The sequence below is a fragment of the Arthrobacter sp. JUb115 genome, assembly GCF_004365035.1.
GTDB lineage: Bacteria > Actinomycetota > Actinomycetes > Actinomycetales > Micrococcaceae > Glutamicibacter.
Genome location: NZ_SOBS01000003.1, coordinates 129329 through 152711, shown reverse-complemented (window position 1 = coordinate 152711; position 23383 = coordinate 129329). Strand labels below are relative to the sequence as shown.

25 protein-coding genes are annotated in these 23383 nt (G+C 59.7%); 6 read left to right on the top strand and 19 right to left on the bottom strand.

Annotation, left to right across the window (positions count from 1 at the left end):
- Window positions 1–14: 14 nt before the first annotated feature.
- Together EDF61_RS06195 and EDF61_RS06190 are read right to left on the bottom strand one after the other, a co-directional pair.
- Entirely contained in the window at window positions 15–689 is a 675-nt protein-coding gene (locus EDF61_RS06195) for a redox-sensing transcriptional repressor Rex (RefSeq protein WP_286134124.1), read from the bottom strand.
- 27 nt (window positions 690–716) lie between these two features.
- Window positions 717–962 carry a glutaredoxin family protein gene (locus EDF61_RS06190; RefSeq protein ID WP_332485935.1) on the bottom strand — a complete coding sequence of 82 codons (246 nt, stop codon included), beginning with the start codon at window positions 960–962 and terminating at the stop codon, window positions 717–719.
- A 62-nt stretch (window positions 963–1024) separates the two neighbouring features.
- Between EDF61_RS06190 and EDF61_RS06185 the strand changes: the two genes are divergently transcribed.
- Window positions 1025–1831 carry an HAD family hydrolase gene (locus tag EDF61_RS06185; protein ID WP_105656956.1) on the top strand — a complete coding sequence of 269 codons (807 nt, stop codon included), beginning with the start codon at window positions 1025–1027 and terminating at the stop codon, window positions 1829–1831.
- Window positions 1832–1933: 102 nt separating this feature from the next.
- Here EDF61_RS06185 and EDF61_RS06180 read toward each other — a convergent pair whose 3' ends face one another.
- The 5 genes from EDF61_RS06180 to EDF61_RS06160 form a co-directional block, all read right to left on the bottom strand.
- On the bottom strand, window positions 1934–2032 hold the full coding sequence (locus EDF61_RS06180; protein ID WP_005504750.1) for a 30S ribosomal protein bS22: 99 nt from the start codon (window positions 2030–2032) through the stop codon (window positions 1934–1936).
- 139 nt (window positions 2033–2171) lie between these two features.
- Entirely contained in the window at window positions 2172–2396 is a 225-nt protein-coding gene (locus tag EDF61_RS06175; RefSeq protein ID WP_013349804.1) for a helix-turn-helix domain-containing protein, read from the bottom strand.
- A gap of 256 nt (window positions 2397–2652) precedes the next feature.
- Entirely contained in the window at window positions 2653–3996 is a 1344-nt protein-coding gene (gene gdhA, locus EDF61_RS06170; protein WP_105656957.1) for an NADP-specific glutamate dehydrogenase, read from the bottom strand.
- Between the two features lie 190 nt (window positions 3997–4186).
- Entirely contained in the window at window positions 4187–4630 is a 444-nt protein-coding gene (locus EDF61_RS06165) for an ArsR/SmtB family transcription factor (protein WP_353615988.1), read from the bottom strand.
- A gap of 95 nt (window positions 4631–4725) precedes the next feature.
- A complete protein-coding gene (locus EDF61_RS06160) occupies window positions 4726–5895 on the bottom strand; it encodes an acetoin utilization protein AcuC (RefSeq protein ID WP_208294237.1) in 1170 nt (389 codons plus the stop codon).
- Window positions 5896–6100: 205 nt separating this feature from the next.
- On the opposite strand from EDF61_RS06160, the gene EDF61_RS06155 reads away from it, so the two are divergent.
- Entirely contained in the window at window positions 6101–7534 is a 1434-nt protein-coding gene (locus tag EDF61_RS06155; protein WP_105656958.1) for a TrkH family potassium uptake protein, read from the top strand.
- 25 nt (window positions 7535–7559) lie between these two features.
- Window positions 7560–8198, top strand: coding sequence for a potassium channel family protein (locus EDF61_RS06150; protein ID WP_105657082.1), 639 nt, complete (start codon window positions 7560–7562; stop codon window positions 8196–8198).
- A 75-nt stretch (window positions 8199–8273) separates the two neighbouring features.
- On the opposite strand, the gene proC is transcribed toward EDF61_RS06150, so the two are convergent.
- From proC to EDF61_RS06120, 6 genes are all read right to left on the bottom strand, one after another.
- Window positions 8274–9116, bottom strand: coding sequence for a pyrroline-5-carboxylate reductase (proC, locus tag EDF61_RS06145; RefSeq protein WP_105656959.1), 843 nt, complete (start codon window positions 9114–9116; stop codon window positions 8274–8276).
- Window positions 9117–9120: 4 nt separating this feature from the next.
- Window positions 9121–9945 carry a sugar phosphate isomerase/epimerase family protein gene (locus EDF61_RS06140; protein ID WP_105656960.1) on the bottom strand — a complete coding sequence of 275 codons (825 nt, stop codon included), beginning with the start codon at window positions 9943–9945 and terminating at the stop codon, window positions 9121–9123.
- A 54-nt stretch (window positions 9946–9999) separates the two neighbouring features.
- Window positions 10000–11019, bottom strand: coding sequence for a Ppx/GppA family phosphatase (locus tag EDF61_RS06135; protein ID WP_105656961.1), 1020 nt, complete (start codon window positions 11017–11019; stop codon window positions 10000–10002).
- A 32-nt stretch (window positions 11020–11051) separates the two neighbouring features.
- Window positions 11052–13841: a type I DNA topoisomerase gene (gene topA / locus EDF61_RS06130; RefSeq protein WP_133833581.1), complete on the bottom strand. Its 2790-nt coding sequence runs from the start codon at window positions 13839–13841 to the stop codon at window positions 11052–11054.
- A gap of 149 nt (window positions 13842–13990) precedes the next feature.
- Window positions 13991–14641, bottom strand: coding sequence for an ArsR/SmtB family transcription factor (locus EDF61_RS06125; RefSeq protein ID WP_105657083.1), 651 nt, complete (start codon window positions 14639–14641; stop codon window positions 13991–13993).
- Window positions 14642–14664: 23 nt separating this feature from the next.
- Entirely contained in the window at window positions 14665–16254 is a 1590-nt protein-coding gene (locus EDF61_RS06120) for a DUF7059 domain-containing protein (RefSeq protein WP_133833580.1), read from the bottom strand.
- Between the two features lie 73 nt (window positions 16255–16327).
- Between EDF61_RS06120 and EDF61_RS06115 the strand changes: the two genes are divergently transcribed.
- Window positions 16328–16906, top strand: coding sequence for a GNAT family N-acetyltransferase (locus EDF61_RS06115; protein ID WP_105656964.1), 579 nt, complete (start codon window positions 16328–16330; stop codon window positions 16904–16906).
- 54 nt (window positions 16907–16960) lie between these two features.
- Here the strand turns inward: EDF61_RS06115 and trhO are convergent, their stop codons facing one another.
- Window positions 16961–17860, bottom strand: coding sequence for an oxygen-dependent tRNA uridine(34) hydroxylase TrhO (gene trhO, locus EDF61_RS06110; RefSeq protein ID WP_105656965.1), 900 nt, complete (start codon window positions 17858–17860; stop codon window positions 16961–16963).
- Window positions 17861–18025: 165 nt separating this feature from the next.
- Between trhO and EDF61_RS06105 the strand changes: the two genes are divergently transcribed.
- Window positions 18026–18682: a GNAT family N-acetyltransferase gene (locus EDF61_RS06105; protein ID WP_105656966.1), complete on the top strand. Its 657-nt coding sequence runs from the start codon at window positions 18026–18028 to the stop codon at window positions 18680–18682.
- A gap of 98 nt (window positions 18683–18780) precedes the next feature.
- The gene (locus tag EDF61_RS06100; RefSeq protein WP_133833579.1) at window positions 18781–21111 is read left to right on the top strand and encodes a DEAD/DEAH box helicase; all 2331 of its coding nucleotides are present in this window, start codon (window positions 18781–18783) and stop codon (window positions 21109–21111) included.
- A 15-nt stretch (window positions 21112–21126) separates the two neighbouring features.
- On the opposite strand, the gene EDF61_RS06095 is transcribed toward EDF61_RS06100, so the two are convergent.
- The 5 genes from EDF61_RS06095 to EDF61_RS06075 all read right to left on the bottom strand — a co-directional run bounded on the left by EDF61_RS06095 (window position 21127) and on the right by EDF61_RS06075 (window position 23380).
- A complete protein-coding gene (locus EDF61_RS06095) occupies window positions 21127–21522 on the bottom strand; it encodes an Rv3654c family TadE-like protein (protein WP_133833578.1) in 396 nt (131 codons plus the stop codon).
- Window positions 21519–21854, bottom strand: a complete 336-nt coding sequence (locus tag EDF61_RS06090; RefSeq protein ID WP_105656969.1) for a TadE family type IV pilus minor pilin — start codon at window positions 21852–21854, stop codon at window positions 21519–21521. Before EDF61_RS06090 ends, EDF61_RS06095 begins: the two co-directional genes overlap by 4 nt.
- A 3-nt stretch (window positions 21855–21857) precedes the next feature.
- Window positions 21858–22040, bottom strand: a complete 183-nt coding sequence (locus tag EDF61_RS06085; RefSeq protein WP_105656970.1) for a DUF4244 domain-containing protein — start codon at window positions 22038–22040, stop codon at window positions 21858–21860.
- Window positions 22041–22166: 126 nt separating this feature from the next.
- Window positions 22167–22703, bottom strand: a complete 537-nt coding sequence (locus EDF61_RS06080; protein ID WP_133833577.1) for a type II secretion system F family protein — start codon at window positions 22701–22703, stop codon at window positions 22167–22169.
- Window positions 22700–23380 (bottom strand): type II secretion system F family protein, encoded by a 681-nt coding sequence (locus tag EDF61_RS06075; protein ID WP_133833576.1) that lies wholly within the window; start codon window positions 23378–23380, stop codon window positions 22700–22702. Before EDF61_RS06075 ends, EDF61_RS06080 begins: the two co-directional genes overlap by 4 nt.
- Window positions 23381–23383 lie beyond the last annotated feature (3 nt).

Below are 23383 nucleotides of genomic sequence, written 5' to 3'. Positions count from 1 at the left end.
TCGTCTGCGCGGCTTCAGCCTTGAACGGCGAGGTATGCCAGGATCTGCAATTCAGTGGAAAGATCAACGCGCCGCAGGTTCATGCCCGCGGGTACGCGAAGCGGCATCGGTGCGAACGAGAGCACCGAGCGGACCGAAAGCGCGGCCAGTTCGTAGACCAGGTCCTGCGCAGCATCGCCCGGAATTGCCAGAACAGCGATGTTGATTTCTTCGCGTTCAACCACTGCGGCCAAGTCCGCGATCGCTTCCACGTGCAGCTCGCCGACCGGGCTGCCGACCAGTGCGGGGTCGATATCCAGGATCGCCTTGACGTTGAAGCCACGAGTCCTGAAGCCTGCATATCCGCTGAGCGCGCGCCCCAGGTTACCGGCGCCGAGGATGGCCACACGCCAGTCCTGGTTCAGGCCGAGGGTGCGGCTGATATGTTCTGCCAGTTCGCGGACCACGTAGCCCACCCCGCGGGTTCCGTAGGAACCCAACCAGGAAAGGTCTTTGCGCAGGATGGAGGGGTTCACTCCAGCTTCCTTGGCCAGCACCCCGGAACTGGTGCGTTCCAGGCCCTGGGCTTCCAAGGCGTTCAGCGCGCGCAAGTACTGGGTCAGTCGAGCCAGCGTGGCCTCAGGCAGGACCCGGGCTTCAAGCTCTGACATCTTCGTTCTCCCGCACTTTTCGGTGCTCTTGAAGAGCACAACGCATTTTCATTTATTCGGCAGCGGCTAGCTGCTCAGTAGTCGTTCCAGACGCTGTGCGTCGATGTGCCAGAAGTCGCGGACTTCTCCGTTGATCAGCAGAACCGGCACTTCCTCGTGGTGCTTGGCCAGCAATTCAGGGTGCTGGTCAATATCCAGTTCGGAAAACTCCATATTCAACCGGCCAGTCACCTCGGCCACGGTTGCGCGTGCGGCCTGGCACAGGTGGCAGCCTTCTCGAACCAACAGCTGGATCTGATTCAAAGTACTCACCTGCCTATAATCTCACGAGCCGTAACCGCCCTTAAACTTGGCAATGAAATAAACTGGATCAAATGTCTTCCATCGATCATCACCCCAGCCCGAATTCCGCCCTGGCTCCGGACACGGTCGCCGCTTTCTTCGATGTAGATAACACCCTTGTGCGCGGTGCATCGCTGTATCTGCTGGCCCGGAAACTGCATGAGCGCCGCTTCTTCCAATTCCGCGAAATCCTCTGGTTCGCGCTCAAGCAGTTGCGCTTCGCCGCGCGCGGTGAGCACCTAGGGGACATTCACCAGATTCGCGACCGTGCGTTGATGATGGTCCGAGGGATCCCGGTGTCCGAGATCGAGAAGATCGGCAACGAGATCTATGACGAATACATCGAACCCAAGCTATGGACCGGTACGGTAGCCATTGCTCGCCAGCATCGGACGGTGGGCCGTGAAGTCTGGCTAGTCACTGCCACTCCCCTGGAAGTGGCGAATGTCATCTCGCAACGTCTCGAACTTACCGGTGCATTGGGCACTGTAGTGGCCAGCGAAGACGGTTTCTACACCGGAGCGCTGGCCAGCCCGATCCTGCACGCTGCGGAAAAAGCGCAAGCGGTGCGCACCCTGGCGAAGGCTCGCGGCATCTCGCTGTCGAAATCATGGGCATACTCGGATTCCTACAATGATGTTCCCTTGCTTGAAGCTGTGGGACACCCCGTATGCATCAATCCCGATGCGCGGCTTCGCGCCTACGCCAAGCGCCGCGGCTGGCAGGTCTACGATTTCCGCACCGGCCAGCGAGCTGCCAAACTAGGCCTGAAGGCCGCTGGAGTGCTTGGTGCGCTCTGGGCGGCGCGACGGTCCATTCTGCGCCGTTCCGGCTCTTAGGCCGGCGCTGGGCGGCTTTGGATAAAGCAATCGCCACCGTTCAACAGTTTCACTGTGAAGCGGTGGCGATGATTGCCAAGCGGCAAATGCTCAGAAGTAGATTTACTTCTTATTACGACGCTGGTGGCGGGTCTTACGAAGCAATTTGCGGTGCTTCTTCTTCGACATACGCTTGCGGCGCTTCTTGATAACAGAGCCCATAGTGGTTCCTCACAAACTAAATAAATGCGTCAACCCCAAATGCCTGCTTGCGCGCGAGCCCAAGGACAAGGTTGACCGGACGTTAAACGTTCCTTAACAGATTACCCGCTTTTCGGTCATGCTCTGACCATCGCGCGGACTATCGACCGTAAGAACCGGTACCGTGCTGCGGATCAATGGCCGCGGCATTCAGATATGATTCCACGGCGTTTTCCGGAACGCGATAGGAGCGACCGAACTGAACAGCAGGCAAATCACCGGCGTGGATCAGCCGATAAACGGTCATTTTGGAAACGCGCATCATGTCGGCCACTTCGGCCACAGTCATGAAACGGGCTCCGGCAAAATTCTGTTTATCCGTCATGCGGGATATTCTCCTGACGCTGATCTCTTATTCGTCGCGTTAATTTAGCGAAGATGAACTTACACGACTTTGGATCAACATCGGCGGTTCAGGTTCACGTTCGCTTTGTACTAGTCTAATCGCACTTTTGTAACTTTTGCATCACGAAACACACACGTGACCATCTGAATCACATTTTTTGATGCCTGAACGAGACAATCCGCGTGATTTCACCGGGTCCCCAATGAATTCACGCGGATTGCAGCGCTGCAGATTATTAGATGACGCCCTGTGCGAGCATTGCGTCTGCGACCTTCACGAAGCCCGCGATGTTGGCGCCGGCGACGTAGTTCCCCGGCATGCCGTACTCGTCTGCAGTAGCAGCACAGCTGGTGTGGATGCCGACCATGATCTCAGTCAGGCGACGCTCGGTGTGCTCGAAGCTCCATGCATCGCGGCTGGCGTTCTGCTGCATCTCCAGAGCGGAGGTAGCAACACCACCAGCGTTGGCTGCCTTGCCCGGGCCGAAGAGCACCCCTGCATCCTGGAAGATCGAGGTCGCTTCAGCGGTAGTAGGCATGTTGGCGCCTTCGGCCACTGCGATGGTGCCAGCAGCAACCATCTTCTTTGCGGCCTCAGCGCCCAATTCGTTCTGGGTTGCGCAGGGCAGCGCCACGGTGCCTGCAACGTCCCAGACGCTGCCACCGGCAACGTACTTCACCTTCTTGGTGCCACGGCGTTCGGCATACTCGGAGATGCGGCCGCGCTCAACTTCCTTGATCTGACGCAGCAGATCCAGGTCGATGCCGCCCTCGTCAACGATGAAGCCGGCCGAGTCGGAAGCCGTAACGACCTTCGCTCCCAGTGCCTGCGCCTTCTCGATGGCGTGGATTGCCACGTTGCCCGAACCGGAAACGACCACGCGCTGGCCATCGAAAGTCTGGCCGCGGGTCTTGAGCATTTCTTCAGTGAAGATCACTGCGCCGTAGCCGGTGGCTTCCGGGCGAACCAGGGAACCGCCCCAGCTCAAGCCCTTGCCCGTCAGCACACCGGACTCGTAGCGGTTGGTGATGCGCTTGTACTGGCCGAAGAGGTAACCGATTTCGCGGCCGCCAACGCCGATATCGCCGGCTGGCACGTCGGTGTATTCGCCAATGTGGCGGTAGAGCTCAGTCATGAAGGACTGGCAGAAGCGCATGACTTCGCCATCGGACTTGCCGCGCGGGTCGAAGTCCGAGCCGCCCTTGCCGCCGCCGATGGGCATGCCGGTCAGGGAGTTCTTGAAGATCTGTTCGAAGCCCAGGAACTTGACGATGCCAAGGTAAACCGATGGGTGGAAACGCAGACCGCCCTTGTATGGGCCCAGAGCCGAGTTGAATTCAACGCGGAAGCCGCGGTTGATCTGCACGCGGCCTTCGTCGTCAACCCATGGCACTCGGAAGATGATCTGGCGTTCAGGTTCGCACAAACGCTGCAGGATTGCGGCTTCGGCGTATTCAGGATGCTTGACCGATACAGCTTCAAGGCTGTCGAATACTTCCGTGACGGCCTGGTGGAATTCTGCTTCGCCGGGATTGCGGCGGAAGACTTCGTCGCGAATCGTCGCTAAGTGCTTATCCAAGTTTTTCTCCTCATCACTTGGGGCAGGCACAGGCGCACAAGGGGCCTCATTGCCGGCGTCACTGCCCCGCACACGAGAATGCCATGCTGGGCATTCTGAACAAAATTTTCATGTTATAAAACAGGATTGCGCGCGTAACTTAAAAGATTGACCATATTGCACGGTTGCAGCGCCGAAGACTGGACAAGAGCTAGCGCCGACGCCCGAACCGCGGAAGTTTCTCGAAAAACTCTTGCGCACGTCCAGTAACTTGTTCCAGGCCTTGGCCAACGCGCCGCCCGATCTGCTGAGCCGTTGGATTCGATACCGCTGCCAGCTGCCCCTCGGCTTCGGCCTGCGTGGTTGCCAGCTCCTGGCCCTCCGGTTGGGCAGGTACCAAATCGGCGCACCAGCGCACGAGATCTTCCAGCGCTGAGGTATCAATGCTGTAGATGCGCCGCTGCCCGGCAGCGGCCATGCTCACGAGTTCAGCTTCGCGCAGCACCTTCAAGTGCTTGGAAACAGTCGGCTGCGAGATCTCCAGTTCAGTGACCAGAGTGCCCACTGCTTTCGGCTCGTTCTTGAGCGCTTCTATTATCTTTCGTCGGGTTGGTTCAGCCAACGCCGAAAACACTTCATCAATTGCCACACACATAACCCTAACGGCATATGAACGGTTGGCAATCGATTTCCATGCCTAAAATGCTGTGAGGTCTCGCCTCTGTCTCCGTTGGCCGCAGCCATGCGAGGCTAGTCGAACCATGGATCGAGCCCGAAAAGCGGGAATATCTCCTTGCGTGTAGCAATGATGGTTCGGTCTACCGGATCGGCCGGATCATAGCCGACTTCCCAATTGCGCCACCACAGCTGGGCGTCATCGCCCATGAGGTAAGGCATGGCACGGCCGTACCTTTCCAGAACGTAGCGGCGGAAGGTCTCGGGAACATAGGTACGCAACGGCACCGGCTTGCCGGCAACAATCGCCGTCAGATGGGTCCAGGTACGCGGCACGACGGCGGTGACGTTGTATCCCCCGCCTCCGGTAGCCAGCCACCGGCCTTCGCACAGCTCATCTGCCAACTGGGATATGTCCAGGGCCGCCTGGCGTTGCGCATCAACAGACAGCTTCAAGTTGGTCATGTCATCATCACGGTGCGCATCGCAACCGTGCTGGGAGACGATGATTTCGGGCTTGAAGGCGCGTACCAGCTGCGGAACGATCGCATGGAAGGCACGCATCCACCCGGAGTCCCCGGTCATTGCCGGCAGAGCAACATTTACTGCGCTGCCTTCGGCGTTCTTGCCGCCAATTTCATTGGCGAATCCCGTACCGGGGAACAGTGACAGCCCGGATTCATGGATGGAAATGGTCAGCACGCGTTCGTCATCCCAGAAGATCGACTCGGTGCCATCCCCGTGATGCGCGTCCACATCGATGTAGACCACGCGTTGGGCACCCTGTTCCAGCATGCGATGGATCGCGGCAGCAGCGTCATTGTAGATGCAGAAACCGCTGGCCTTGCTTTTCGCGGCGTGGTGCATGCCTCCGGCGAAGTTCACTGCACGGACCACGTCATGGTCCATGATGGCTTGGGCCGCTGCTACCGAACCGCCAACAATGCGCCCGGCGGCTTCATGCATCCCGGCGAATACCGGGTCGTCTTCGGTGCCCAAGCCGAATTCTTCGGCAACGAGTGTTGGATCCTTGCTCACCCGCCGCACCTGATCGATATAGCTCTGGTCATGGACGGAGCCGATGACCGCATCGTCGGCAATATCCGGAGCCTGTATCGTGACGTTCGGCGCATCGAAGATATCCAGCTCATCGCTGAGCCGATAGGTCAGTTCTAGCCGCGAAGGGTGCATGGGATGCCAGTCGCTGAATTTGTACTTCAGATACTCTTCATCCCACATCACCATGGTGGGCCGTGGGGCATGCTGCGGATCTAACACGATTTCAGGCTACCCGATAGTGACCCAACTCATGAATTCATGGCAGTTTGCGCGGCTTGTCGGGTCTTTAGCCGGGCAACACAAGCGTTTAGCGGTGGAAACGCGTAAATTACTAGAAGGACTTCAAATCCTCATGGCAAAGAACTGTTCCCCAGGAAACGGCGAGTAATAAATGAGCACAGCCAGTGCATCGGGCCCCAGCGCCCGGGCAGCTGAAATGCGCGAACAGCGACGCAAGAAATGGCTGACCGTTCGCATCGCAGTTGCGGACTTCACCGTGCGCTCCCCCGCGCGCTTGACTCTTGGCGCCTTCTTGCTGGCAATCACGTTGTTCACCTCGCTGCTCGCGGCGCCGTTTTCCTCGGCCACGGGGGAAGCCACCGCGCTGCATGACGCATTATTCACCGCTGTGTCGGCAGTTTGCGTTACTGGCCTAACGACCGTCTCCACCGCTGTGCACTGGTCATTCGCCGGTCAGCTGATCATGCTGGTCGCAACGTTCATGGGCGGCCTGGGCATTTTGACCCTGGCCTCCATCATGTCCCTGGCGGTATCCCGCAAGCTGGGCGTGCGAGCCAAGCTGATGGCGCAGAATTCGATGAACAGTTCTGGAGCCTCAGCCCTGGGTGAAGTAAGTTCATTGCTGCGCATCGTGATCCTCACAGCGATCAGCCTGCAGGCGGTCATCGCGCTCTTTCTGATCCCGCGCTTCTACATTCTGGGTGAAAGCGTCCTGTCCGCCATCTGGCATGGAATCTTCTATGCCGTCTCGGCTTTCAACAATGCAGGCTTCACCCCGCACTCCGACGGATTGGTTCCCTACGAAACCGACCTGTGGATCCTGGGCCCATTGATGGCCGGCGTGTTCACCGGTTCCTTGGGTTTCCCGGTGATCATGGTGCTGCTGGCGCACAAGTTCAATATGAAGAAGTGGAACCTGCACACCAAGCTGACCATGCTCACCACCACCATCCTGCTCTTTGCCGGATCCTTCCTGTGGCTGATTTTCGAATGGGCCAATCCCAAGACCATCGGTGGCTTATCCATCAGCGACAAGCTCATTCATGGCTTCTTCGCCTCCACCATGACCCGTTCTGGCGGCTTCAACCTGGTGGATCAGAACGACATCCACCAGGTGACCATCTTGTTGACCGACGCATTGATGTTCGCCGGTGGCGGTTCAGCTTCTACTGCTGGCGGCATCAAGGTCACCACCATTGCCGTGATGTTCTTGGCGATCTTGGCCGAGGTCCGTGGCGATACTGACGCGAAGGCCTTTGGCCGGCAGATTCCGCAAGGCACCATGCGCGTGGCCATCTCCGTGGTCGCCATGGGTGCTTCGCTGGTGATGGTCGCTACCGGCGCACTCGTGACCATCGACGAATCGGTGGGCTTCTCGCGAGCCCTGTTCGAGTCGATCTCGGCCTTTGCTACCGTGGGCCTGAGTAGCGGGGTTTCGCAAGAAGTGCCTCCGGCCGGCAAGTATGTGCTCAGCGCGTTGATGTTTGCCGGACGCATCGGCAGTATTACGCTCGCCAGCGCGTTGACCATGCGCCACCGCAATACGCTGTTCAGACTCCCAGAAGAAAGGCCGCTCATTGGCTGACAAGAACATAGACCACAATGCCCCGGTGCTGGTTATCGGCCTGGGCCGCTTCGGTGCATCTGTCGCTGAAACGCTGGTCAAGCAGGGGCGCGAAGTGCTGGCCATTGAGCGCAGCCCGGAGCTCGTTCAGCAGTGGGCCAGCACCTTGACCCACGTGGTCGCGGCCGACGCGACCAATATTGACGCCCTGCGCCAGCTCGGCGCCCAGGAATTCTCCTCTGCCGTCGTGGGCGTGGGTACCTCCATCGAATCATCCGTGCTGATCACCGTGAACCTGGTGGATCTGGGCATTGAGCATCTGTGGGTCAAGGCCATTACGCCCTCCCATGGCAAGATTCTTACCCGCATTGGTGCCAACCACGTCATCTACCCGGAAGCCGATGCCGGTGTGCGTGCCGCGCACCTGGTCGGTGGCCGCATGCTCGACTTCATCGAATTCGATGACGGCTTCGCCATCGTGAAGATGTACCCTCCGAAGGAGACCCAGGGCTTCACCTTGGCCCAGTCCCAAGTCCGCTCCAAGTACGGGGTGACGATCGTTGGTGTGAAGTCCCCGGGCGAGGATTTCACCTACGCCATGCCGGATACCATGGTGACTCGCCGAGATGTCCTGATCGTCTCGGGGCACGTGGACCTGCTCGAGCGTTTCGCAGCACGCCCGTAGGGCACGAGGATCGTGAATACGGCGGTGGCCGGCAACCAATCGGTTGCCGGCCACCGCCGTATTGAATGCTCGTTCCTAGCCGAGCTCTTCACTCAGCTGCGCTGCACGGGCGGCTGCCGCTTGCGTGCCCGCAGCAATAATCTTTGGAATTCCCTGCTCATCGAAGGTGGCGATAGCCTGCTCGGTGGTGCCCTTCGGGCTGGTTACCGCCTTGCGCAGGGTCGCGGGATCCGCGTCAGGGTTCGAGAGCATCTTGCCGGCACCGGCCACAGTGGCACGTGCCAGCGCGATTGAAAGCTTTTCATCCAAGCCCATGGCCACACCGGCATTGGCCATGGCCTCAGCCAGGTAGAAAGCATAGGCCGGACCGGACCCGGAAATTGCCGAGAGCGCATTTTGCTGCTCTTCGTCGATGACGTGCACGTCGCCGGATCCGGAGAGCAGATCGGTGACCAACTTGGTCTGCTCGTCGCTCACGCTTGCCGCCGGGCTGATTCCCACCACGCCGGCACCGACCATCAAAGGGGTGTTCGGCATGGAACGGATGACCGGCTGGCCAGCTGGCAGATGAGACTGCATGCTGCTCAGGGTGATAGCGGCGGCTACGGAAACAACGACCTTCTGCGCGTCCAGCGATCCGGAAATCTCCTCGCACAGTTCGGTGATGCCTACCGGCTTCACGCCCAGGAAGATAATGTCTGCGCTGGCGGCAGCCCGGCGGTTGGCTTCGGGATCTTCCTCGCTGACCAAGACGTTGATGCCCAATTCGCGCAGTTCCGCTACGCGGTTATCGCTTCGCACGGTAGCGGTGATGAGCTGCGGGTCATGGCCCGAGGCGATAATGCCACGCAGGATGGCGCCGTTCATGGAGCCGGCGCCGAGGAAGGACAGGGACAGATTCTTTGTTGCTTCACTCATATGGCTATTGTGTCATTGGCTTGGGGTCGCTGCCGACTGTTAAGTGCTGGCGGGCAAATTCTAGGGTCTTTCCCAGCCATTCTTCTTTTTGCCCGGTGTTGCGAGCTTTGCGTGTGGAGACCTCGACCGCTACGGTTCCGCTCCAATTGGCATCACGCAGATATTGCAGCGTTTCGGCCACCGGTTGGGTGCCCAGGCCTGGCACAAGGTGCTCGTCTTTGCCGTTATCCAAACCATCGCACAGATGAACGTGCGCCAGTCGCTGGCCCAGGTCCTCGACGGCTTGGCGCGAATCCATATTGGCAATCGCCGCATGGGAGAAATCCCAGGTCACATGCTGGTAGTGCTGCGGGACTGGGTTCCAGTGCGGAAGGTACATTTTCGCTTCACGGCCCCGGGCACGCCATGGGTACATGTTTTCCACGGCGATTTTCATCCCCGTGGTCTCAACCAATCGCTGCACGCCTTCGGCGAATTCTTCGGCGTAGGCGCCCTGCCACCTGAATGGCGGATGGGCGACAACCACATTTGCGCCGACCGCTTGGGCCAGGATGACCGAACGTTCGATCTTGGCCCAAGCAGAGCCCCACACCTGCTGGGTGAGCAGCAGTGTCGGTGCGTGGATGGCCATGATCGGCAGTTGGTACTTGTCCATCAAGGCTTTGAGCGCGGTCGCAGATTGGCTGGCTGCGTTGCCGGTAATCAGCACTTCCAGCCCGTCGTATCCCACGTCCTTGGCCATCGCGAAGGCGTCATGGACGGTCAGCGGATAAACTGACGCGCTAGAGAGGGTGACTGGCACCTTCATTGTGCTCTTCTGGTCTTCCATGCTCTTGCCTCCTGTTACCGTGTCCACTGTGCGGGCACCGCTTAGCCAAGAAGGTTAGCTGCTGGGTTTGGCGAGAAATTTGTACTTCTCGTTATCCAGAGCTACTTCCCCAACTCCAACGCTACTACTGAGCGGTGTCGCAGAGTCAAACATCACGTGATCAAAACGTCGCAGCATCAAGCCTTCACGAATCGCCCAAGGGCAAATCCGCACAGATTTCAGTTTCAAGGCATTCATCGCTTCGTGAGCAACAATCGCCCCGGCAAGCAGTTGCGGGGCGCGAATCTCCGAGACACCGGGCAATTCTGCCCGTTCAGCCCAGCTCATCGCGGTCAATCGGTTGGTCCACAATTTCAATGCGTCACGATTGAGCACGCGCTTAACATAGGGGCCTTCCGTGCTCGGCGCGGCTCCGGTGATGCGAGCCAGCGAGCGGAAAGTCTTGGAAGTAGCGGTGGCCAAGGTGGGCTTGCCATACTGGCGCAGCTCGGTAGTCGGGTCCGTGAGAACGTCACGCACGTACGTACGCAGTTCCTTGACTTCCTTGATGGACGGCAGGTCGTTAGGAAGCCATTCGCGGGTCAGCCGGCCGGCACCCAGGGGCACGGAGAAGGCTGTTTGCGGGAACTCGTCAACGCCCAAGGCCAGCTCCAGCGAGCCTCCGCCCATATCCAGGTTCAGGATGGATTCCGAAGACCAGCCAAACCAACGGCGTACGGAGTAGAAGGTCATGCCGGCTTCTTCTTCGCCGGTCAGTTCCATCAAGCTCACGCCTGTCTCGACTTCGACGCGTTCCAGGACGGCAGCACCGTTGGAGGATTCGCGAATCGCTGAAGTGCAGAAAGCCATGAAGTCCTCAACCTGGTGGTTTTCGGCGAACTTGGCGGCTTCCTTGATGAAGGAGATCAGCTCGCGCTGGCCCTCTTCAGTTATGGCGCCATACTCATTGAGGTAGCGCACCAAGGACAAGGGTCGCTTGTGCGAGGCATAGGGAACCGGGCGGGCTCCCGGATATGCATCGACGAGCAACAGGTGAACGGTATTCGAACCGATATCCAATACACCGAGTCTCATGGTGCGCTCCTCGTTAGGCCTGGCAAGAAAGACTAGTCAGTCTTTTTCGCGGTCGTCTTCTTGGCCGTAGCCTTCTTCGCCGGGGTCTTCTTGGCTGCTGGCTTCTTGGCCGGCGCCTTCTTTGCCGTGCGCTTCACCGGTCCGCGGGCACGTTTGTCGGCCAGCAGCTCGATAGCCTGCTCGCGTGTCAGTTCCTCCATGGAGGTAGTGCGCGGAACAGTGATGTTGGTGACGCCGTCGGTGATGTATGGACCGAAGCGGCCATCCTTGACCACGATGTTCTTCTCGCTGGTCGGGTCCACTCCGAACTCGGCCAATGGCGGTACCGCGGCACGACGGCCACGCTGCTTCGGCTGCGCGTAGATCGCCAGCGCTTCGTCCAAGGTGATCGTGAAGATCTGCTCTTCGCTCTCGATCGAGCGCGAATCGCTGCCCTTCTTCAGGTACGGACCGAAACGGCCGTTCTGCACGGTGATCTCTTCGCCGTCAGCGTCAGCACCCAGTACACGAGGCAGGCTCATCAGCTTCAGGGCATCTTCCAAGGTCACTGATTCGACAGTCATGGACTTGAACAGCGACGCGGTGCGCGGCTTGACCTTGGTTGGCTTCTTCGGCGGCTTCGGCTTGCCATTCTTGTAGTACTCGACCGGCTGGGCCGCCAATTCCTCTTCGGTTGGCTCCGGGATGATCTCGGTGACGTAGGCGCCGTAGCGGCCATCCTTGGCTACGATCTGGCGACCGGTTTCCGGATCAATGCCCAAGTGCATTTCGGAGACCTGCGAGTTGGCAAAGAGCTCCTCTGCCTTTTCGGCAGTCAGCTCATCCGGGGCCAGATCCTCAGGCACGTTGGCGCGCTGCGGCTCGGTGCCTTCCTCGGCGCCTTCCGGGATGGCACGTTCCAGGTACGGGCCGAACTTGCCCACACGCAAGGTGATGTCGTCGGTGACCTTGATCGAGTTGATCGCACGGGCGTCGATGTCGCCGAGGTTATCGACCACATGCTTCAAGCCTTCGGATTCGGTCTCCGCGCCCTTGCCGAAGTAGAACAGGTTCAGCCAGTCGGTGCGGGCACGATGGCCCTTGGCGATCTCATCGAGATCATCTTCCAGGCGGGCGGTGAAATCGTAGTCCACGTACTTCGCGAAGTGCTCTTCGAGCAAGCGGATCACCGAGAAGGCGATCCAGCTCGGCACCAGGGCGCCGCCTCGCTTGGTGACATAGCCGCGGTCCATGATCGTGGAGATGGTTGGCGCGTAGGTCGACGGGCGGCCGATCTCGCGCTTTTCCAGCTCGGCCACGATCGAAGCTTCGGTGTAACGAGCCGGCGGGGAGGTTTCGTGGCCTAGAGCGGTCAGCTCATCGCCGGCCAGCTGCTGGCCCACAGCCAGCTGCGGCAGGCGGGCTTCGGCATTCTCTGCCGCGGCTTCCAGGGCCTGTTCGTCCTTGCCCTCCTCATAGGCGGAAAGGAAACCGCGGAAGGTGATTACGGTGCCGGAGGCCGAGAACTCGGCCACGCGCTGATCGCTGGCGGTGCCCTGCAGCTTGATGGTGGCGGTGAAGCCCTTGGCATCGGCCATCTGCGAGGCGACGGTGCGCTTCCAGATCAGCTCGTACAATGCGTACTCGTCCTTGGACAACGAGGAACGCACGTCCTTCGGGCGGCGGAACATGTCACCGGCCGGGCGGATTGCCTCGTGGGCTTCCTGCGCGGCATCGTTCTTCGCCTTGTAGACGCGCGGCTTGGCTGGAACGGAATCCGCGCCATACAGTTCGGTTGCCTGCTTGCGCGCGGCATTCACTGCCTCGCCCGAGAGGAAGACCGAATCGGTACGCATATAGGTGATGTAGCCGTTTTCATACAGCCGCTGAGCGATCTGCATGGTGATCTTGGAGCTCCAGCGCAGCTTGCGGGATGCTTCCTGCTGCAGCGTGGAGGTGGTGAAAGGGGCGGCCGGACGACGGGTGTACGGCTTGTCCTCGACGGAGGTCACCGCAAAGCCGGTGTCCGACAGGTTCGCCACCAGCGACTGGGCCGACTCCTGATCCAGGTGGGCCAGCTTATTGCGGGTGGTCTTCAGCTGGCCGCGGTCATCGAAGTCACGGCCGGAGGCGACACGGGCGCCGTCCACTGCCGAGAGCTTCGCTGCGAAGCCTTCGCCTTCACTGGTGGCGAAGTTGCCCTTCACATCCCAGTATCCGGCGGGGATGAAGGCCATGCGTTCGCGTTCGCGCTCGACGACCAAACGGGTTGCCACGGACTGCACGCGGCCTGCGGACAGCCCGCGAGCCACCTTGCGCCAGAGCACCGGTGAAATTTCGTAACCATAGAGGCGGTCCAGGACACGGCGGGTTTCCTGGGCGTCGACGAGGTCGGTATCGAGCTCGCGCATGTTTTCCAGTGCGCGGGCGATGCCTTCCTTGGTGATTTCGGTAAATGCCAGGCGGCGTACCGGAACCTTTGGCTTCAGGACCTGCAGCAGGTGCCACGCGATGGCTTCGCCTTCGCGGTCCGCATCGGTTGCGAGGTAAAGTTCGTCAGCTTCTTTGAGCTTCGCCTTCAGTTCGGAAACGCGCTTCTTCTTGTCCGGGTAGACCATGTAGTAAGGCTCAAAGTCGTTGTCCAGATCGACAGCGAACTTGCCTACTGAGGTCTTTTTCAGCTCGGTTGGCAGTTCTGAGGGCTGCGGAAGGTCGCGGATATGGCCCACTGAGGCATCCACGTCAAAGCCTTCACCCAAATATTTGGCGATCGACTTCACCTTGGCAGGAGACTCCACGATTACGAGTTTCTTACCAGTCTTTTCCTTGGCCTTGGGGGGCACAGCACTCCTTTAGACAACACGGACCTAGGACACCCATTTCCGGGCCCTGATCGATCCGCCATCGCAGCTTCGTTCTTCATGCCTACTCTATAAGCACATTTCCCGATGATCTTACACCGAAGAATCTGCGCTCCCTGAGCCGGGCATACTTATGATGATGCCTCCCCCATGCTCTGGTATTCGGGAAGCAATGAGATTAAGTAGAACATACGCCGCGAATCAATACTGCGTTCCTCGGCTGTTGCCTGTGCCTCGTATTCGTAGACCAGATCCAGCATTCTGCGGTTGAACTCGCGTTGCTTGGCTTCCGAGAGGAAGACCAAACCGCTAGTCAGCATCGGCGGACGATCCGGGTCCGGAGCGATTCCGGTCTTCGCTTCTGCCTCGCGCCGCTGGACTTCAGCATTGAGCCGGGTGCGGAATGCGTTCAATTGCACGTTCAAGTACGCAGTTTTGGCGTTCGCCGAGTCGATCTGCGTGTTCAGCTCTAGCCGTTCACCAGCCGCTCGCCACCGCCGCTCGCGTGCGTCTCCTTCGCTGGCAGCACGAATCACGTACCCGTACTTCTCCAGGGCCCGGAGGTGATAGCTCATGGCGCTAGGTGTCAGCGCACACAAGGATGCAAGTTCTGTAGCGGTGCGGGTGGTCTGCGAAGCAAAGAGCTCATCCAAGACGATCAGTCGAGCGTCATGGGCCAACGCTCGAATCGCCTGAGGGTCAGTGATCGAGACAACTTGTGGGATTTCCGCCTCATCGCGCGAGGCGGCCCCACCTTGTTCCTCAATTGTGTTCCGTGTCATAGGGAAAAACTTTAGCGCTTGTTTCACATTTTCTGAAGCAGGCCATGTCGCAAGAGTCGCTTCACTGCTTCATAAAGCAGGTCCGCGAAGTCTTCTTGCCCTTCTCCAATCAAGGAATCCAACGCGTTGACTAGTTGCGATACCGACAAATCACCATCGCAGGCGGAAACAAATCCTGCCTGCGCGGTATCAAGCAATTCAGTACGGCGCAGCCCTGCCCCCTGCCGCAGCAAGATCACGCCGGGGTGCTCCGCCCCCGGACGCTGATGGCGCTCCTCAGTAACATCCTCGGCCACCAGCAGGTGCCAATCCTTGAACCCTTCATTGGCGGCGGCCAGCTGGTCGGACATGGCAATGTCCCGCTGCAGGGTCGGGGCCAGCGGCTGTTCCACCTGGTGCGAGATCTGCTCGTAGCGCTGCAGTACCGGATGGCCTGCGGCTGGACGGCGGAAGTACACCAGACCGAAGCCGATGGCACCCACGCCGCGGGACTCGAAGTCATCGAGGTATGCGTTGTAGGCGGAGATGTATGAAGTGCTGTCCTCGGTCTGGGAAGCGTCGCGCAGCCATGTCTCGGCGTAGCCGCTTGGCGTTGTTTGCTCGCGCTCGATCACCCATACGTCCAGCTGGTCGCCGAACCACTGGCGCACGCGGGCATCCCACGGCTGGTTGGATTCATCATCTAGGCGAGGAATCTCCCAGTTTGACAGCATTTGCATGCAGCCACCCGGCGCCAGGAAGCCAGGAGCCTGCTCGATCAAGGTGCTCACCAGCGTATCGCCGGCCATCCCGCCATCACGGTAGGTGAACCGGTCCTTGGCGCGCTCGTTGCTGCTTCGCGGGGTAATCACGAACGGCGGGTTGCTGGCGATCAGGTTGAAAGTGGATCCAGCCACCGGATCGAACAGGCTTCCCTGGAGCAGGGTGACCCGCGATTCGAGGTTATCCGGATCCAGCTCCAGGGCCTGGTAGTTGAGCATCAGGTTGAAGCGGGTGAAGCCCAGGGCTCGGGCCGACAGGTCTGTGGCCGTAACATGCTCCGCGTGCGATAGCAGATGGAACAGCTGGATGCCGCAGCCGGTACCCAAGTCCAGTGCGCGCTCGACCTTTTCGCGGATCGTGATCTGCGCCAGGGTCAGGGACGCCTGGCCAATGCCCAGCACATGGTCGGTGCGCAACACGCCGGGACGCTGGTGGGCACCCAGGTCGTGGGCCACCCACAATTCACCGTCAGCATCGGAGGAATGCAGCGCCAGGGCAATCTTGGCCCGGTAACCGGTAGCCCAGGACTCGATCAGGCCCAGCTTGAGCAATCCGTCGGTCTTCAATGTCGGGAAGGCGGCATTGATGGCCGCGTCTTCCTGGGTCTGGCCCATTTGGAAGAGGCGAACCACACAGCCAAGCGAGCTATCTGGCCTGCTACGATCCAGGTTTCGCAAGGCAGGGTGGAGCTGGTCGCGGGCAAATGCTGCCGCAGCTTCCTCACCAAGCAGCCCCGCAACATTTTCATAGTTGTACCCGACATCAGTGAGGTCTTTGGCTAGCGAGTCGATGAGCAGTTGATTGTAGCTCTGGGGAGCGTCATCAATGGAAGAAAATTCAGCAGCATTCACACCTCCAAGTCTACCGAGTAACTCAACGGGTGATAGCTAGGCCAGGCAAACTACGGCGACCTATGATGTGGGCATGACCCAAGTAACGGTGACCTATCTCCAGCAACTCGACTCCGCTGATGTCATTCGCTCGGCCAAGTCCTTGCCCGAGGACGCCCGGATCGAGCTGGCCAAGGAGATCACCCCGGAATTTTCGCGGTTTCTGTATCAGAGCGTGGGCAGCGAATTGAACTGGTCTGACCGCCTGGGTTCGACCCGAGACCAGTGGGACGAAGTGCTCCGACGCCCGGGCTCAGAAACCTGGGTGCTCTACCAGCACGGTGCTCCCCAGGGGTACGTGGAGCTCGTCACGGAAGTCGCGGACGCCGGCAGCGAGGTCGAGATCTTCTACTTCGGCTTATTTCCCGAAGCTACCGGCCGCGGCCTTGGCGGGGTGCTGCTCAGCGAAGCACTGCAACAGGCCTGGGCCCTGGGTTCACGATGGCCGCAGCTGCCTGAGGTCAGCCGGGTATGGCTGCATACCTGCTCACTGGACGGACCGGCGGCGCTACCGAACTACCAGGCGCGAGGGCTGAGAATCTACCGGACCGAGGTGGAACAGGTCGACGTCAAGGATGCGTCGCGCGGAATGTGGCCGAAGGTGACCGCATAGAAAACGCGGCCTGGACTTATGGAAAGTCCAGGCCGCGGTTGGTGAAAGCTGAAGTTAGGCGTCTACGGTGCTGCAGTCTGGGCAGCGGCGCAGTGCTTCGTCCTTTGCGCAGTCCTCGCAGAACAGGCGCAGGTTGCGGCAGGCCGGGTCCGAACAGTTCTCGAACTTGTTGGTTGGACCTTGGCAGCCCACGCATTCACCGATGGTGACAGCGTCTTCGGAGAATTCGGTATGCATGCGCTTATCGAAAACGTAGAGAGAGCCTTCCCATAGGCCTTCATCCCCGTACTTCTCGCCATAGCGGACGATGCCGCCCTGCATCTGGTACACCTCTTGGAATCCGCGTTTGACCATCAAAGCCGAAAGCACTTCGCAGCGAATGCCGCCGGTGCAGTAGGTGACCACCGGCTGGTCCTTCAGGTGGTCGTACTTGCCCGAATCCAGCTCGGCAACGAAATCGCGGGTGGTGTCCACTTCGGGGACAATCGCGTCCTTGAACTTGCCGATCTGCGCTTCGAATGCGTTGCGGCCATCGAAGAAATGGACCTTCTCGCCGGTCTTCTTCTTGTTGTCAACCAGCTCGTGAAGTTCTTCGGGGCGCAAGTGGGTGCCACCACCGACAACACCGTTCTCGTCAACTTCCAGTTCGCCAGGAGCGCCGAAGGTCACGATCTCGTCGCGAACCTTGACGGAGATACGCGGGAAGTCTTCTGCCGAACCTTCCGACCACTTGATATCCATCTTCTTGAAAGCTGGCAGTTCTCGCGTGGCCTTGACGTAGGCCTTGACTGCGGAGATCTCGCCACCAACGGTGCCGTTGATGCCGTCTTTGGAGATGATGATGCGTCCGCGCAAGCCCCAGCGCTCCAGCAGCGAGCGCTGCCAAAGGCGGATTGCCTCCGGGTCTGGGAGCGGAGTAAAAGCGTAATACAGAACAATACGATGAATGGCCACCCTACAATGTTAGTAGCTTTTGGCCGCGAAACGCCGAGGAAAAGAGCAATGTCACATTGATCTTTCCCGAAAATATCGAGCTCTCGGCCAGTGCAATAGTTCCAAGTAGGCAACGATTAGTTCAATGTCAGCTAATTCCTAGGAAAGACAAGGTAGGGTCAAATTATGGCATCAAACGCAAGCGATGAACTGATTGGCACCTGGGTAGCAGGCTGGGCTGGGGCTCGTGGTTATGAAACCCGCAACGAAGGACGGGTCCACGCTGCGCTGCGCCACGACACCACTGAAGACTGGGAATACGTCATCTATGGTCCCTCCAAAGAGGAACTCGCAGCAGTAGCCGAGACCCTGACGAAGCACCCGAACCGTCGGCTGACGGCTTTCGACGACTCCGCCGAGAATCTGGTTGCCATTGCGGCTGAAGTAGGCCTGCAGGTCACTGCCGATGACGAAGCACTGATGGTCACCGAACTAGCCGTGCACGACGTCGAGGTCCCACTGCCTGCAGACGGGTTCGTCTTCCAGATTGAACGCGATGGCACTCATGCCTACGTTTCGCTGCATCCCGAGGACAACCAGGAAGTCGTTGCGGCATCCGGCCATGTCTCAGCAGTTGGCGGATACGCAATCTTCGACCGCATCATCACCGGCGCCGATTTCCGCCGCAAGGGCCTAGGTACCCTGATCATGCGTGCGCTGGCTTCGCTGGCTCAAGAACACGATGTTGATGAAGGCCTGTTGATCGCTTCGGTCGATGGCCAGCAGCTTTACGCTTCGCTGGGCTGGACTTCGCTGGGCAAGGTTGTCATGTTCAAGGCCTAGGGCCTCCAAGATTACTCTTATCGCCGTGCTTGACGCTTCCGCGTCAAGCACGGCGATAGTCTTTAACTCCAGCAGTTCTCGGTCCGGAAGGCGTCCTCGTGAAGTCAGTGCGTTCTCTCTTAGATCCCTATGACCGGACCAATGATCCCGATGCTGTGGTGCACCGCCGCACCAGGACTGCCAAAGACGAGATCACCAGCCAATGGCCAGCGTGGCTCAGCGCTGAACTAGTTGGGATATTCCAGGGACTGGGCATCCAACAGCCTTGGCTACACCAGGCCCAAGCAGCCAACCTCATCCACGAGGGCCACCACACCATAGTTTCCACCGGTACCGCCTCAGGCAAGTCCATGGCCTACCTGATGCCAAGTCTGGAACAGTTGTACCAGGCGAAGGACAGCGGATTCAACGATGCTGATGCCGGTGCATCGGTGCTTTATATCTGCCCAACCAAAGCACTGGCAGCCGACCAGCTTTCCGCTGTGGAGTCCCTAGGCGTTCCCGGGGTCCGAGCCGCTCCCTACGATGGCGATACCGACCAGGCCACCCGTGCTTGGGTACGCCAGCACGCCAACTTCGTCTTCACCAACCCAGATATGCTGCACCGCGGCATCCTGCCCAACCATCCGGCCTGGTCCAGATTCTTCAAGCGCCTTCGCTACATCATTATCGACGAGGCCCATTCCTACCGTGGGGTCTTTGGCGCACACGTAGCCAACCTGATGCGCCGGTTGCGTCGCATTTGCGCCTATTACGGCAGCTGCCCGGTCTTCATCGGTGCGTCCGCGACGAGCTCAGACCCCGAAGCATCCTTCGGGCGTCTCATTGGGGCGCCAGCTCAGGCGGTGACCAACGATTTCTCCGCCAGCGGTGAACTGGTGATGGCCTTGTGGGAACCTCCGATGAGTGATCACCGCGGTGAAAACGGTGCGCCGGTACGGCGTACCGCCATCGCCGAGAGCGCTTCGATCCTCACCGATCTGATGGCTGATCATATTCGAACCATTGTCTTCATCAAGTCCCGCCGCGGTGCTGAAACAATCGCAACGCTCACCCGCAAGCATCTGGAAAAATTTGCACCGGATCTATCCGTCCGGCTTGCAGCGTACCGCTCGGGCTACTTGCCTAATGAACGCCGTGAGGTGGAAAAGCAATTGCGCAGTGGCGAGCTGCTGGGTGTCACCTCAACTTCGGCGCTGGAACTGGGTATCGATATTGCGGGGCTGGACGCGGTAGTGGTGGCTGGGTGGCCAGGCACCCGCGCATCGTTCTTCCAGCAAATCGGCCGTGCCGGACGTTCGGGCCAGGATGCGCTGGCGATCTTTGTCGCAGCTGAAGATCCGTTGGACACCTACCTGGCACATCATCCCGAAGCCATCTTCGATTTGGGTGTCGAAGCGACAGTCTTTGATCCGCAGAATAAGTATGTGCTTAGCGGCCACCTCTGCGCCGCCGCGCAAGAATCTCCCCTGCGCCCGGAGGAGTTGGAAATTTTCGGTCCGCAGACCGAACAGCTTCTGGATTCGCTGGTGCAACGCGGCTACTTGCGCCGGCGCCCGGCTGGATGGTTCTGGACGCATCCGCAACATGCGGCAGGGATGTTCTCCATTCGGGCCGATGGCGGTGGACCAGTGGACATCATCGATGCGGAAACCGGCGCTCTGCTAGGCACGATGGATTCCCCGCAAACGCATTATCAGGCGCATCCCGGGGCCATCTACGTCCATCAGGGTGCCAGCTACCATGTGGAAGAACTTGATGAGCAGAACCACGTGGTGATCGTGACTCGGGTGAATCCTGATTACTACACCACGGCGCGTGATCTCACCACGGTTGCCATTGATTCCGAGGAACGCAGCCGTAACCACCGAGAACTGACGATTCATTTCGGTGAAGTCACTGTGACCACCCAGGTCGTGTCTTTCCAGCGGAAGTCGGTGGCTTCTAATGAAGTGCTGTCCGAAGAACCGTTGGAGCTTGAAGCCCGGGATCTGAATACCAAGTCCATTTGGTTCACCCTGACCGAGCAGCGATTGCTTCGAGCTGGTTTGGAGGTAGATCAGTTCCCCGGAGCCTTGCATGCTGCCGAGCATGCCATGATCGGGTTGCTGCCGCTGGTTGCTACCAGCGACCGTTGGGATATCGGCGGAGTATCCACTGCGCTACACATGGATACCGGCCATCCGACAATTTTCGTCTATGACGCGCAGCCTGGCGGTGCTGGATTCGCCGAGCGTGGTTTCGAGCGCTTCACCGATTGGATCCGGGCCACCCGGGATGCCATCGAGGCCTGCGAATGCCAGCACGGCTGCCCAAGCTGCGTGCAGTCCCCCAAGTGCGGTAACCGCAATAATCCATTGGACAAGGCTGGAGCGATCTTGCTGTTGACGGCCGTGCTTGACGACGTGGAGCCAGCGCACCACCGCTAACCGCTTCCGCCATGCTCACCGCCCCGGTGCATCCAGTGGCGGTGCTCCCGCCCGTGCCTGGGCTTCGGCCAGATACAGTTCTATGCCCAGGGCACGGAATCCGACAGGAACGTTAGTCGTAACGCGCACCGACTGGCCGTCGGGTTCCACCGTGCATGCTGCCAGCAGTGCACCGTTGGATTCGGCCAACAACGCCGCAACTGTGCAGGGGTCCCCGGGGCGCAACCCGCGGGCCGTATCCGCAGCAGCCAGCGCCGACAGATCGGCGGCGCTGGCAGCCTGCATCGCGGCTCGGGTTGCTGCAACCCATGCTAAAACGGCACCGGCAATTAGCAGTGCAACAACCACGAGCGCTGTTGCCATGACCGTTCCGCTACCCTGTTCGCTTCGAAGGCTCCGCCGCTTTTTCATTCGACGGCCACACTGGCTTGTCCATGGATTTGAAGGCTGCCAACGATTGGAAGGCTCACCGATTTGCTGACGTGAACCTGCCAGTAGCCGTTGGCTGTTGAGAGCGAGAAACGGGCTTGGCTTCCTGCCAGCCTCACGCCGCTGGCGCGAGCGGTTGCATCGTCCTCGCCGCGGGCCAATTCCCTGGCCATGGCACCGGCTGCCTGCTGAACTTGGATCTGCTGGATCCCGACGACACCCAAGCACAAACCCAAGGACAGCATCATGGCAACCGCGGGTAGCAGCACCGCAAATTCGGCGGTACTGCTACCCGATTCGTCGCTGAAGCTCATGGCCTACAGCGACAGCGCTTTAGTAATCAGGCCCATCAGCATGCCACGTACGTCGCCGCTGGACAGGATGCTGATCAGCAAGCCGGCAAAAGCCACGGCAGCCAGCGTGACCATAGCAAATTCGGCGGTGGTGGATCCCTGCTCTTCTCGCAGCAGATCCCTGATTTCCCGGAACCGTCGGTTCATTGTGTTGTCCTTTCTAGACTGTCATCCCCGGCGTCGATACCGTGGATGTTGTGCTTCTACCATCGGCGAGCGCCGCGGGCAGCAACATGGGTTTCCTACGAGCTGGGCATAACCTTCGGCCGGGGATTACTGGTAGCTGGGGAATAGCGCGATGATCAGTGGAACCACGCCCAGGGCGATGAAAGCCGGCAGTGCGCAGGCCCCTAGAGGCAGTACGAGCCTGGTACCGAATTGTGCTCCGAGGCGCGCGACTTTCTGTGCATGTTCACGGCGTTGCAGAATCGCGGTATTTCGTAGCAGATTGGCTGCCGGCGCTCCGGTCATGTGGGCAAAGTGCAGTGCTTTCCGCAGCGGGTCGAGCCAGGGCGGAACGGCTTCCCAGGCTTTGTCCCACGCCATGTTCATTTCCAAGCAGCGCGCTACGCTGCGCAGCACCGCGCACTGTTCAATGCTGTGACCGAGCAGATCGAGGATCTCGGTGATGGGCATCCCCGAGTCCAACAGGCTGGCGCTCAGATCCAGGATCAGCTCGACAGGTTTTTCATCTTCCTGCCGTCTTTTCCCAAGGCACTGCGGCGCCTTGCCTTCTCGACTTTTCGAGTTGGGCCGTCCTAATGCCAAAGCGATGGAAAGCGCCCCTAGAAGCAGAATCAGAACGATCATGACAGTGCCTGGCTAGTGGTTGCCTGCATGAGCCGCCGGCACCAGATCCGGTTGGCGATCCACAGCAATGCTCCAATGAGCACGCTGAGTTGCGCCGCCCATGATCGGCCTATTGTGCCCAGAACATCAATGCCCACAAGCAGACCGAATCCAAACCCGACTAGTGGAAGCCATGTCAGCAACTTAGTCGTTGCTTTCGGGCCAGCCATAGCCGCCTCGAATGCTTGCTGGGCTACTAGGGCGCATTCGAGGTCTTCGGCTAGCCGTTCCAGCACATCGGCAAGGCTTGCGCCGCTGCGTTCGGAGAGTTCCAGGCACCAGTGCAGTCGTCGCACCGCTGGACCTTGTCCCTGCTCCGCCGGAAGACCGGGTCCGGGAGCGCTGTTGCTTAGCCGATGCGTTGCTTGGAGGTCTTTGAGCGCTCGGATGATGTTCCCGCTGTCGTCCTCGGCCTCCAGCAACGCATCAACTGCGGGATGGAAATCCAATCCGCTTCGGAGCAGCGCCGAGAGTTCACGAATGATGCGGGCATCGGTGCTCAGTACCTGGTCATCGTCCGTGTGGCGTTCCGCCCCGCGATCCCGGAGCCTGCGCAGGGAACCCGCTTTGATTTTGCTTGCCGGGTGCGCGGGGATCCACAGCCACAAGGCCAGTGCGCCAAAGATGAGGATCAGCATTGG

What these genes read in the sequence shown, in the direction of transcription:
- EDF61_RS06185 (WP_105656956.1), top strand. Translation starts at nt 1,025, where the DNA reads ATGTCTTCCATCGATCATCACCCCAGCCCGAATTCCGCCCTGGCTCCG.
- EDF61_RS06180 (WP_005504750.1), bottom strand. Translation starts at nt 2,032, where the DNA reads ATGGGCTCTGTTATCAAGAAGCGCCGCAAGCGTATGTCGAAGAAGAAG.
- EDF61_RS06175 (WP_013349804.1), bottom strand. Translation starts at nt 2,396, where the DNA reads ATGACGGATAAACAGAATTTTGCCGGAGCCCGTTTCATGACTGTGGCC.
- EDF61_RS06165 (WP_353615988.1), bottom strand. Translation starts at nt 4,630, where the DNA reads ATGTGTGTGGCAATTGATGAAGTGTTTTCGGCGTTGGCTGAACCAACC.
- EDF61_RS06160 (WP_208294237.1), bottom strand. Translation starts at nt 5,895, where the DNA reads ATGGTGATGTGGGATGAAGAGTATCTGAAGTACAAATTCAGCGACTGG.
- EDF61_RS06155 (WP_105656958.1), top strand. Translation starts at nt 6,101, where the DNA reads ATGAGCACAGCCAGTGCATCGGGCCCCAGCGCCCGGGCAGCTGAAATG.
- proC (WP_105656959.1), bottom strand. Translation starts at nt 9,116, where the DNA reads ATGAGTGAAGCAACAAAGAATCTGTCCCTGTCCTTCCTCGGCGCCGGC.
- EDF61_RS06140 (WP_105656960.1), bottom strand. Translation starts at nt 9,945, where the DNA reads ATGGAAGACCAGAAGAGCACAATGAAGGTGCCAGTCACCCTCTCTAGC.
- EDF61_RS06135 (WP_105656961.1), bottom strand. Translation starts at nt 11,019, where the DNA reads ATGAGACTCGGTGTATTGGATATCGGTTCGAATACCGTTCACCTGTTG.
- EDF61_RS06125 (WP_105657083.1), bottom strand. Translation starts at nt 14,641, where the DNA reads ATGACACGGAACACAATTGAGGAACAAGGTGGGGCCGCCTCGCGCGAT.
- EDF61_RS06115 (WP_105656964.1), top strand. Translation starts at nt 16,328, where the DNA reads ATGACCCAAGTAACGGTGACCTATCTCCAGCAACTCGACTCCGCTGAT.
- EDF61_RS06105 (WP_105656966.1), top strand. Translation starts at nt 18,026, where the DNA reads ATGGCATCAAACGCAAGCGATGAACTGATTGGCACCTGGGTAGCAGGC.
- EDF61_RS06095 (WP_133833578.1), bottom strand. Translation starts at nt 21,522, where the DNA reads ATGAAAAAGCGGCGGAGCCTTCGAAGCGAACAGGGTAGCGGAACGGTC.
- EDF61_RS06090 (WP_105656969.1), bottom strand. Translation starts at nt 21,854, where the DNA reads ATGAGCTTCAGCGACGAATCGGGTAGCAGTACCGCCGAATTTGCGGTG.
- EDF61_RS06085 (WP_105656970.1), bottom strand. Translation starts at nt 22,040, where the DNA reads ATGAACCGACGGTTCCGGGAAATCAGGGATCTGCTGCGAGAAGAGCAG.
- EDF61_RS06080 (WP_133833577.1), bottom strand. Translation starts at nt 22,703, where the DNA reads ATGATCGTTCTGATTCTGCTTCTAGGGGCGCTTTCCATCGCTTTGGCA.
- EDF61_RS06075 (WP_133833576.1), bottom strand. Translation starts at nt 23,380, where the DNA reads ATGCTGATCCTCATCTTTGGCGCACTGGCCTTGTGGCTGTGGATCCCC.